Genomic DNA, 3,683 nt, shown 5'->3' on the forward strand with positions numbered 1-3,683 from the left:
CAGGGTTTTGCTGCGCGATCGATGACAGCCTCACGCATCAGCGCAGTGCAGGCCATGCCGCGAGAACGTAATGCGGCAACGACACGTCGGTCAACGCCTGCCGCACTGCACAGCAGACGTTGGCGCCTGTTCGCACTGCAAAAGTTACTGACGCAAGCACTGCGTCGGAGATGTCGCGTATTGGCTATCATTGCGCCGATGCGCTCCGACTATATCCTCACCCTGTCCTGCCCCGACCGCACCGGTATCGTCTATCGCGTGACCGGTCTGTTGTTCGATCTGGCCTGCAACATTCTCGACGCGCAGCAATTTGGCGACGACGAAAGTGGGCGGTTCTTTTTGCGCGTGCATTTCGACAAACCGGCAAAGACCGACATCGCAGCGCTGGAGCAGCGCTTTGCATTACTTGCAGACGAATTCCAGATGGCCTGGCAGCTGCACGACGCACGCCGTCGCGCGCGCCTGTTGGTGCTGGTGAGCAAGCAGGGTCATTGCCTCAACGATCTGCTGTTTCGCATGCATAGCCGGCAGCTGCCGGTGGAGATTGCCGCTGTGGTCTCCAACCACACCGATTTCGCAGCGCTGGCTGCCTCCTACGGCATCACCTTCCACCATCTGCCGGTGAGCGCCGACACGCGCGCCGCACAGGAAGCACAACTGCTCGCGTTGGTCGACGACCTGCAGATCGATCTGGTGGTGCTGGCGCGCTATATGCAGATCCTGTCGCCGCAATTGTGCCGTGCACTGGCCGGGCGTGCGATCAATATCCATCACAGCTTCCTGCCCAGCTTCAAGGGCGCCCAGCCGTATCACCAGGCGCACGCGCGTGGAGTCAAGATCATCGGCGCCACCGCGCACTACGTCACCGAAGAGCTGGACGAAGGCCCGATCATCGAACAGGACGTCGCCCGCGTGGACCATGCCATGACCCCACGCGACCTGATCCGCCTGGGCAGCGACACCGAATCGCTGGTGCTCGCCCGCGCTGTGCGCCGCCATGTCGAGCATCGCATCGTGCTCAACGGCCATCGCACGGTGGTGTTTCGCTGACGAGCGGCCTGATGCAGGTTGTGCTTGAGTCCATTAGACCGTGTCCAACGCCCAGCGTTGGACACGAGTGAAACGCCGCCACGCGATAGCGCTGGCGAACTCGCAATCCCGCAGCGCTTTGAAATGCAGCCAGCATTCGTGACTGGTGGCTGAGGAGACAGCTGTCGCATGAAAAAATCGCGAGCTGCGGCTGCGTCATTTTGTACCTCGGCGTGCACCGTACCGCCAGTACCACAATCCGCTGACGTCTATTTCAGGCCATTCGAAGCTACTTCGATCGTACGATTGACCGAAGCCTTGATGGTCACCGCAGCCGGTCGCCATGCTCACATCAGCGAAGAGGCGCGGCTGATAAACAGCCGACGCGTTGATTGCAGGGCAAGCCGGCGTTCCTGTGTGGTGGCGGTCGCGGGTGACGAAGTGCGTTATCGGAAATTTGTTTCTCAGTCATGCAGATCTGTTGGGAGATAACCAGCGCAGGGGGCCGGCTATCTCGCTTTCAATCTCCAATCACCGCGCCGCATTCGCATTCATCACCGCATTGCGGTTGGCGTCCAGATACTGCGCCGGGTCGCGCATGCCGGTGGTGTGGCATTGGCCGGTGGTATGGCCGAGATTGACGCCGCCCGGCAGCTGCGCGTTGACCTCTTCCACGACGCCGTCTTCGGGGTCGTTCAAGACAAGGTCCGAGGCGGCGTTGCAGTAGTCGTTGATGTACCACTTCTTGCTCTTGGCGAACGAGGTGGTGTAGTAGCTGACCTTGGCGCGTGCATCGGCCGGAATGCCGGCCAGCCAGGCCTTGGCGCCGTCGTAGGTCATGTCAGTGTTGGTGCCGCAGCCCCTACCGAACCATGAACCTACTGCGGCCAGTACGCCGGCCATATTGGTGCCCTGATACGGCGCGCCCACCGATTGCATCACCCGCCCGCCGGTAGCGTTATCCAGCCCGCTCCAGTAGTAGGTATACAGATGCAGCGCGGCCATGCCGCCCTGGCTGTGCGCCACGGTCGAGAACGAGGACCACTGGCTGGCGAACTGCGCCAGTAGCTGTGCGAACTGGTCGTTGCTGCGGTTCTGCTTGGCATCCAGAAATGACGATGCGTTGGTGAACTGTGCCTGCGGCCACACGCCGTTGGAGCAATAGCCGTGCACGAGCACCAACTGCGAACCAGCGGCCTGGGGCTGCGCCATGGCCGTTGCGGAAGCCAACGCAGTCGGGCGCGGGCCCATACGCATACGTTCGTCGATCGCATTGCTGGTGCGTGCGAGACTGGCGCGTCGCAACGCCGGCACTTGCAACGGCAACGTGGCGGCCTGCACCAGCGGAATGTAATGGTCCGGATCTTCGATGCGCAGGCTGCGCAGCGTAAACGGTGCACGCGCACCGGCACGCGCAATCCAGCGTTCGTCCAGGCTCAACGGCAGCTGGCCTTGCTGGGGTGTCAGCATGCCGCCGATCCACGCCACCGGCACGTCGTTGCCCTTGGCATCGGTGCCCCACACCTGGCCGAACACGCGGTAATGCGATGGTGCCTTGCCACGCGCAGCGACCGGCAACGCAATCGTGAGCCGTGTGCCCTCGGCAGCGCTTGCACCAAGGGCATTGCCGAGCAAACGCAGCGAGGTATCCAGGACCGGCAAGACATGCTCGCTGGTACGTACGAACGGTTGCCCCGCTTGGTCATGCCCGCGCACGATCACCTGCGCAATCCAGGTGCCCTCGCTGGTCGGTTGGAATGTGCCGCCGTACACGCCATCGCCCGCGACGCCATCGCCGTGCTTGCCGTCATCGGCCATTGGGAGGTTGCGGACCACGCCTTGCGGATCGATCACACGCAAGCTTGCCTCGTCGATCTTCCCGGCCTGCGCAGCCAGCAGCGTGGCGCCGCGGGCGTCGCTGCCGCTTAGTAGCGCATTGAGCGTGAGCGACTGGCCGACCTGCTGCTGACGAGTGCGCAGGTACGAGGTCAGTTGCGTGCGCGCATCGCCTTCCATCAGCACATAGCCGCGTTGCGCCACCGGCGAGGCCGACTGCAACGTCAGCGACCATGTGCCGTTGTGCGCCGACTCCACGGCGTAACGCATGCCACTGGTGCCGTTCTCGGCGGTGCCTAGCAGCACGCGCTGCGCTTGCAGCGGCGTCGCCACGGCGGCAGCCCGTGCGCCAGCAACCGGAGGTGCCGCCACCGCCGCATCCCAAGCCTGGTCTCCGGCCAGCACCATAAAACGCAGGTGACCGTTTTCCACCGGCAAACTGCCTTGCCAACGTGCGGATTGACCGACCGGCGCCAACTCCACCGGCAGCAGCGCACTCTTGGACAAGATCGCCGACTCGGCTGGATCTGGCGCACGCATCTGCGCGAACTCTTCCGGTGGGCCAGCCAATTGCTTGGGCTGCAACTCGGCCGCCGCGAGTGGGGCAGAAAGCAGCGAGAGGGAGCACAACAGCGACAATAGCGAAGGCGTTGGCATGGCGAGATATCTCCGTGAACGTTGCAGACGCAATGCCGTCGCGAAGTGCAACGACATCGGATGCGGCGCTCCCCTGCCGCGATCCGCCGATCGTTATACCGCAGCTCTTGTGACAGGTCTGCTGTGCGCTGTAACACCTCACGCGCGGTAAGTACTTCGCT

At 63.2% G+C, this 3,683-nt stretch carries 2 protein-coding genes; one reads left to right on the plus strand and one right to left on the minus strand.

Annotated elements, in window-relative coordinates; genetic code table 11:
- The first annotated feature begins 198 nt into the window (after positions 1–198).
- Positions 199–1,050: a formyltetrahydrofolate deformylase gene (gene purU, locus XBLMG947_RS16970; protein WP_065469792.1), complete on the plus strand. Its 852-nt coding sequence runs from the start codon at positions 199–201 to the stop codon at positions 1,048–1,050.
- A gap of 510 nt (positions 1,051–1,560) precedes the next feature.
- On the opposite strand, the gene XBLMG947_RS16975 is transcribed toward purU, so the two are convergent.
- A complete protein-coding gene (locus XBLMG947_RS16975; protein ID WP_065469793.1) occupies positions 1,561–3,522 on the minus strand; it encodes a choice-of-anchor X domain-containing protein in 1,962 nt (653 codons plus the stop codon).
- Positions 3,523–3,683: the final 161 nt, after the last annotated feature.

This window comes from Xanthomonas bromi, from assembly GCF_900092025.1.
Lineage (GTDB): Bacteria > Pseudomonadota > Gammaproteobacteria > Xanthomonadales > Xanthomonadaceae > Xanthomonas > Xanthomonas bromi.

What these genes read in the sequence shown, in the direction of transcription:
- purU (WP_065469792.1), top strand. Translation starts at nt 199, where the DNA reads ATGCGCTCCGACTATATCCTCACCCTGTCCTGCCCCGACCGCACCGGT.
- XBLMG947_RS16975 (WP_065469793.1), bottom strand. Translation starts at nt 3,522, where the DNA reads ATGCCAACGCCTTCGCTATTGTCGCTGTTGTGCTCCCTCTCGCTGCTT.